7 protein-coding genes are annotated in these 6,286 nt (G+C 72.0%); 1 reads left to right on the top strand and 6 read right to left on the bottom strand.

The annotated features are described in order from the left end of the window. Window positions 1-174: 174 nt before the first annotated feature. The 3 genes from ABTX81_RS35970 to ABTX81_RS35960 form a co-directional block, all read right to left on the bottom strand. Window positions 175-978 carry a DUF3710 domain-containing protein gene (locus ABTX81_RS35970; RefSeq protein ID WP_350554462.1) on the bottom strand — a complete coding sequence of 268 codons (804 nt, stop codon included), beginning with the start codon at window positions 976-978 and terminating at the stop codon, window positions 175-177. A gap of 69 nt (window positions 979-1,047) precedes the next feature. Further along, window positions 1,048-1,515 carry a dUTP diphosphatase gene (gene dut, locus ABTX81_RS35965; RefSeq protein ID WP_350554460.1) on the bottom strand — a complete coding sequence of 156 codons (468 nt, stop codon included), beginning with the start codon at window positions 1,513-1,515 and terminating at the stop codon, window positions 1,048-1,050. After that, window positions 1,512-2,123, bottom strand: coding sequence for a PaaI family thioesterase (locus ABTX81_RS35960; protein ID WP_350554458.1), 612 nt, complete (start codon window positions 2,121-2,123; stop codon window positions 1,512-1,514). Before ABTX81_RS35960 ends, dut begins: the two co-directional genes overlap by 4 nt. Window positions 2,124-2,208: 85 nt before the next feature. Here ABTX81_RS35960 and ABTX81_RS35955 point away from each other — a divergent pair, with 85 nt between their 5' ends. Continuing rightward, window positions 2,209-2,658, top strand: coding sequence for a DUF3093 domain-containing protein (locus tag ABTX81_RS35955; protein WP_502892930.1), 450 nt, complete (start codon window positions 2,209-2,211; stop codon window positions 2,656-2,658). A 211-nt stretch (window positions 2,659-2,869) separates the two neighbouring features. Here ABTX81_RS35955 and ABTX81_RS35950 read toward each other — a convergent pair whose 3' ends face one another. The 3 genes from ABTX81_RS35950 to ABTX81_RS35940 form a co-directional block, all read right to left on the bottom strand. Beyond that, a complete protein-coding gene (locus ABTX81_RS35950; RefSeq protein ID WP_327681335.1) occupies window positions 2,870-3,169 on the bottom strand; it encodes a DUF4193 domain-containing protein in 300 nt (99 codons plus the stop codon). A 453-nt stretch (window positions 3,170-3,622) separates the two neighbouring features. Next, window positions 3,623-4,603 (bottom strand): acyl-ACP desaturase, encoded by a 981-nt coding sequence (locus ABTX81_RS35945; RefSeq protein ID WP_350554454.1) that lies wholly within the window; start codon window positions 4,601-4,603, stop codon window positions 3,623-3,625. 321 nt (window positions 4,604-4,924) lie between these two features. Continuing rightward, window positions 4,925-6,235, bottom strand: coding sequence for a sensor histidine kinase (locus ABTX81_RS35940; protein ID WP_350554452.1), 1,311 nt, complete (start codon window positions 6,233-6,235; stop codon window positions 4,925-4,927). Window positions 6,236-6,286: the final 51 nt, after the last annotated feature.

The following is a 6,286-nucleotide window of genomic DNA, read 5'->3' as shown; positions in this document are numbered from 1 at the left end:
TTATCAGATGTTTTCCGCTCCGTTTTCCGGAGTTTCATTCAACCGACTTCGCTTTCCGCTTGTCCCCGCTCTCTCGCGGCGACTCCGGAACTGTACGGGGACGGGGCCGCCACATGCAAATCGCCCCCGCCCGGTGGTGCGGGCGGGGGCGATCGACGTGCTCGGGCGGTGTGCTCAGCGGACCTCGGTGATCTCCGGGCCGCGAGCGAACGGGTCCAGCGCGGTGTTGCCGAAGCGGCTGTCGCCCTCGCCGGCGGCCGCGACCGCGCCGCCGCCGTCGGCGACCATCTGCGCGTCCTCGGGGAGCTTCAGCACGATCGGGTCGCGGGGCGCCATCGGGGTCTCACCGCGGACGACGACCGTCTGCCGGAAGACCTGCTCCAGCACCCCGCCCATTTCGGGCTGCACGGCGGCCTGCCCGGAGATCACGCCGCGGAGGAACCAGCGCGGGCCGTCGCAGCCGACGAACCGCACCAGCTGCACGCCCTGCGTGCCGTCCGGCAGCTGCACCGGGACCTGGGCGCGGAGGTGCCAGCCCAGCGGACCCTCCTCCTCCTCGACGAGGCCGCCCTGCGAGGTGATGCCGGTGGCGATCTCCTCGCGGACCTCGCCCCAGATGCCCTCCGACTTGGGGGCCGCGAAGGCCTGCAGCTGGATGGCGCTGTTGCCGAGGACCAGGGTGGCGGCCACGATCGAGTCGCCGGCCACCTCGACCCGGAGCTCCATGCCCTCGACACCGGGGACCAGCAGGCCCCCGAGGTCCACGCGGCCCTCCTCCGGGTTCTCCAGCTCGGAGTGGTCCCACGGACCGTCCGGACGCGGGGCCGGCGGCAGGCCGACCCGGTCCGCCGGGTCCAGCTCGGTCACGTTCTCGCTCTCGGCGGAACCTTCGACGTCATCGGCCGTCTCGTCGGCGCTGATGGCGTCGTCGGCGAGCTGCTCGACAGCGTCCTCGCTCTTCTGGCGACGACGGAACACGGTCACTGTCCTTCCCGGTCCAAGACCGATGCGAATACCTGCTCGGCTTCCTGCGAGGCCGCGGGCAGCCTAGACCGCGGCGTGGCCGCCGGTCGACCCGAACCCGCCCTCGGCGCGTGCCGACCCCGGCAGCTCCGCCACCTCGTGGAAGCGGGCCTTCTCGACCTGCTGGATCACCAGCTGGGCGATCCGGTCCCCTCGGCGGAAGCTGACGCCCTCGCGCGGGTCCAGATTGACGACGATCACCTTGATCTCTCCACGGTACCCGGCATCGACCGTCCCTGGGGCGTTCACCAGAGCAACTCCGCAACGAGCTGCCAGTCCCGAGCGCGGGTGGACGAACGCGGCGTAGCCGTCGGGCAACGCGATGGCGATCCCGGTGGGCAGCACCGCCCGCTCCCCGGGGGCCAGCTCGGCGTCGACGGTGGTCCGCAGGTCGGCGCCCGCGTCGCCGGGCTGCGCGTACGCGGGCAGCGGCAGCTCGGGGTCGATCCGCCGGATCAGGACGTCGAGGGGCTCACGGGGGGGGGTGCTCAAGGGTTCACCTCAAAGGCTCGGGCGCGCTTCATCAGGTCGGGGTCGTCGAGGACCTTCTCGATGTCCTCGGGACGACCGTGCTTGGTGAAGTGTTCCAGCTTCACCTGGATGAAGAGTGCCTGCGCACGCACCGCGAGCGGGCCGTCGGGGCCGCCGATCCGCGCCTCGGCGGCGCTGTAGATCTTCCGCCCGTGCACACCGGTGACCCAGGCGCGCAGGTGCAGAAGGGAGCCGACCGGCACCGGGGAGAGGAAGTCGGTCTCCAGCCGGCCGGTGACGGCGGGGGCGTGCAGCAGCCAGTTCAGCGTGCCGAGGGTCTCGTCCATCGCGGTGGTCAGCAGGCCGCCGTGGGCCAGGCCGGGACCGCCCTGGTGCTCCGGGCGGACGGTGAACTCGGCGGTGACGTCGAGGCCCTCGCCGGCCACCGCGTCGATCCGCAGGCCGCCGGGGTGCTGCGGGCCGCAGCCGAAGCAGTGCTCGTAGTGGGAGCCGAGCCGGGTGCCGGGGGCGGGGGCCTCGGGGGCGCGCGGCGGGAGGACGGCCTCCGGCGGCGGCGTGGTGGGGGTCGTGGGGACGGCGGGCGCGGTGGGGGCTGTCGAACCGGTCACGCCGCCCCACCCTACCGACCGGTAGCCGAGCCCGGGACGGGGGTTGCGTCCGGCCCCCACCGTCATGGCGCCCACAATGGAGGGCATGTACGACGAACGCCTCACCGTGCCGCGCTCCTGGTGGCTGTTCCCGGTCGTGATCGGCCTCACCCTCGCGCTGATCCTGCTGCGCCTCAGCGCGGTGGGCGCGCTGGTCGGGCTGGTGGTCGGCATCGCCGCCGGCGCCGCCGCGATCAGCAGTTACGGCTCGGCCCGGATCCGGGTGGTCCAGGGCTCGCTGGTGGCCGGCCCGGCCCGGATCCCGGTGGACGCCCTCGGCTCCGCCCAGGCGCTCGGCCCGGCGGACGCCGCCGCCTGGCGCGGGCCCAAGGCCGACCCGCGGGCCTTCATGCTGCTGCGCAGCTACGTGCCGACCGCGCTGCGGGTCGAGGTGAGCGACCCGACGGACCCGACGCCGTACCTCTATCTGTCGACCCGCTCGCCGATGAAGCTGGCGGAGGCCCTGGACGAGGCACGCCGCAACGCCCGCACCTGAGGGCGCCCGACCACAAGGAAGAGGGACGGTACCGCCTGGGCGGTACCGTCCCTCCGCGTTTCTGGGAAACGCATTCCATCCGACCGTATGACTGGTGCGTCCGTCATGACGGACGCCGGAGCTGCCGTCCGGCCCCGCTGCCCGGGGCCGGAAGGGGCGTTGCACCGGTCTCGCGGACACCGCGAAACCCGAGTCATGACCGCCCTGGTCCTCAGGCGCCGCAGTCCCGGCAGATCGGGTTGCCGTTCTTCTCGCTGTACAGCTGGCTGCGGTGGTGGACCAGGAAGCAGCTCATGCAGGTGAACTCGTCGGCCTGCCGCGGCAGCACCCGGACGGAGAGCTCCTCGTTCGAGAGGTCAGCGCCGGGAAGCTCCATGCCCTCGGCGGCCTCGAACTCGTCGACGTCGACCGAGCTGCCGCCCTTGTCGTTCCTGCGGGCCTTGAGCTCCTCGATGCTGTCCTCGTTGAGCTCATCGTCGGTCTTGCGTGGGGTGTCGTAGTCGGTAGCCATTTTTCGCTCTCCCCCTCCGGGTTGTGCGGTGTGTGCGGTATCTCCAGCGCACGTAACGCATGGGGGGTCGGTCTTGTGCCCGACCCGAGGCGGAGATTTTGCCTTACTTCAAGCCCCGTTACTCAATCGACACTCAGCCAGGGGTCCGTTGGGGTGATCCACTCGGGCGTTCGGGGCCTCACGCAGGGCCATCACCGCAACGCGCGAACGACCGAATAGTGGACACGCTCCGTAAGCGAAGCGCCGTGTCGGGCTCGCCAATTCCCTTGCCCACCAGGGAGGGGAGCCAATCCTCCGATCCCGCTCCGATCGCCGCCCCACTCACGGACGGCGATCGGGGGGATCGGCCGGGCGATCACTCTCCGGCGTCGTCCGATCCCATGGAGCGACACGGTGTGAGCTTGGTCACGTTAGTCGCCACCCCGGGCAAACCGTGGAAAATCCGCCCAAGCCCTACGCCTGCTGCCGGGCCGCGCGACGGGCCAGCAGCGCCGCCTGCCGCTCCTCGAACTTGGTCGCCTGGGCGTCCAGCCCGTCGAGGAAGACACCGAGCTCCTGCTGGGCCTGCGCGCCGACCGGACCGAGGCCGTCGAGGTCCATGATCCTGAGGTGGCGCAGCACCGGCTGCAGCACGTCGTCGTGGTGGATGCGCAGGTTGTAGACCCCGCCGAGGGCGATCTGGGCGGCGGCCCGCTCGAAGCCGGGGATGCCGTGGCCGGGCATCCGGAAGTTGGTCACCACGTCGGCGACGGCGCGCATCGCCTGGTCCGGGGCAATCTCCAGGGCGGCCTTCAGCAGGTTCCGGTAGAAGACCATGTGCAGGTTCTCGTCGTTGGCGATCTTCGCGAGGAGCTGGTCCGCGAGCGGGCAGCCGGCGAAGTGGCCGGTGTTGCGGTGCGCGATGCGGGTGGCGAGCTCCTGGAAGGCCACGTAGGCGACCGACTGCAGCATGCTGTTCGCGTTGTCGGACTCGAAGCCGTCCGACATGTGGGCCATCCGCGCCCGCTCCAGCTCGTTGGGGTCGACGGCCCGGGTGGTGAGCAGGTAGTCGCGGATGGCTATGCCGTGGCGCCCCTCCTCGGCGGTCCAGCGGTGGACCCACTCCCCCCAGGCGCCCTCGCGGCCGAACATGGTCGCGATCTCGTGGTGGTAGCTCGGGAGGTTGTCCTCGGTGAGCAGGTTGACCACCAGCGAGACCCGGCCGAGCGGGGTCACCTTCGACTGTCCGAGCTCCCAGGCCTCGCCGCCCAGGACGCCGTCGAAGTCGCGGCCCTGGCTCCACGGGACGAACTCGTGCGGCATCCACTCCTTGGCGACCTTGAGGTGCCGGTTGAGCTCCTTCTCGACGACCTCTTCGAGGGCCAGGATCAGCCGCGTGTCGGTCCAGGCGCTCGAACCGAGCGAGGTGCTGTGCTGCGCGGGGGCGATGGTCACGGGTCTGGCTCCTGGGGGACGGGCACGCGCGGGACGGGCGCGGGGACGGGTACGCCGGAGTCCGTACGGACCGCACTTACGGTCGCGTAGGTTACGACACCGTAAGTTGCTCGGACCGGAAATGACAAGCCGCCCCCGCCAGGCCTTATGTCGTCTTGACAGGCCTGGCGGGGGCGGCTGGGAATGGTCCGCGCACGGACGTGGCTCACCCGGACGGCGCAACGGCCCCGTCGCGGCCCCTGGAAGGGCCGTGACGGGGCCGTGGGGGCCCGGAGGGCGCCCTGCCCGGAGGGGAAGGGTGCCCGGCGCGTCAGGGGGCCGTCACCCGCCCGGAATGCGCACGCGCATGGTGAGGCCGCCGCCGGCGCGCGGGGTGGCCTCGATGGTGCCGTTGTGCGCCCGGACCACCGAGCGGACGATCGAGAGGCCGAGGCCGACCCCCTTGTCGCTGCGGGTCCGGTCGGCGCCCTTGACCCGGCGGAACGGCTCGAAGATGTGCTCCAGCTCGTACCCGGGCACGACCGGGCCGGTGTTGGAGACCACCAGCTCGCCGCCGCCGGGCACCGGGGCGGTGGTGATCTCGACCCAGCCGTCCGGGGCGTTGTAGCGGACGGCGTTCTGCAGCAGGTTGAGCGCGATCCGCTCCAGCAGGACGCCGTTGCCGGCGACCGTCGCCGGGTGCAGCGAGGCGCGCAGGTCGACCTCGCGCTTGGCGGCCTCCGCCCTGGTCTGTTCCAGCGCCCGGGTGGCCACCTCGGAGAGCTCCAGCGGGCGGCGGTCGGTCAGCTCGTTGTCGCTGCGGGCGAGCAGCAGCAGGCCCTCGACGAGCTGCTCGCTGCGCTCGTTGGTGGCCAGCAGGGTCTTGCCGAGCTGCTGGAGGTCGGGCGAGGCCTGCGGGTCGGAGAGCTGGACCTCCAGCAGGGTGCGGTTGATCGCCAGCGGGGTGCGCAGCTCGTGCGAGGCGTTGGCGACGAAGCGGCGCTGGGAGTCGAAGGAGCGGTCGAGGCGCTCCAGCATGTCGTCGAAGGTGTCGGCCAGCTCCTTGAGCTCGTCGTCCGGGCCGTCCAGCTCGATCCGCCGGTGCAGGTCGGAGGAGGCCACCTCGCGGGCGGTGCGGGTGATCCGGCCGAGCGGGCGCAGCACCCGGCCGGCCATCGCGTAGCCGGCCGCGAAGGCGATCACGGCGAGGCAGACCAGCATGGTGAGCGACTTGCGCAGCAGGGTGTTGAGCGCGCTGTCCGACTTCACGGTGTGCATGTTGGCCAGGTACTGGTTGAACTGCTCGGTGCTCATCCAGACGCCGTTGACCCGGGCGCCGGTCGGCCCGAAGTCGAAGGGCGGCGGCTGGACGTCGCGCAGGGCCTGCTTGACGAAGACGTACATCAGCAGCAGCAGCACCACGCCGGCCATCAGGAACATCCCGCCGTAGAGCAGGGTGAGCCGGATCCGGATGGTGGGGCGGAACGGCAGCCAGGCGAGCATGCCGTCGCCGGGCACGTAGGTGTCGTTCGAGGAGTGCAGGCGGGGGGCGCGCGGCGGGTGGGCCGGCTTGGGCGGTACGGGCCGGTCGGGCACGGCGCGCCCGCCGGAGGGCGCGCCGGAGGGCCCGCCGGCCGGGGGCGGGGTGGTCATGATGGTCCTCTCGGGACGTCCGCCGGGGCGGGCGCGTGGTGGGAGCTGGGA

Origin of the sequence: Kitasatospora sp. NPDC097605 (assembly GCF_040302725.1) — a bacterium.
Lineage (GTDB): Bacteria > Actinomycetota > Actinomycetes > Streptomycetales > Streptomycetaceae > Kitasatospora.
This window is presented reverse-complemented; position numbering and strand designations above follow the sequence as displayed.

Bases quoted from the DNA above. Each gene is read 5' to 3' on its own strand.
- ABTX81_RS35955 (WP_502892930.1), top strand. From the start codon at position 2,209: ATGTACGACGAACGCCTCACCGTGCCGCGCTCCTGGTGGCTGTTCCCG.
- ABTX81_RS35950 (WP_327681335.1), bottom strand. From the start codon at position 3,169: ATGGCTACCGACTACGACACCCCACGCAAGACCGACGATGAGCTCAAC.
- ABTX81_RS35940 (WP_350554452.1), bottom strand. From the start codon at position 6,235: ATGACCACCCCGCCCCCGGCCGGCGGGCCCTCCGGCGCGCCCTCCGGC.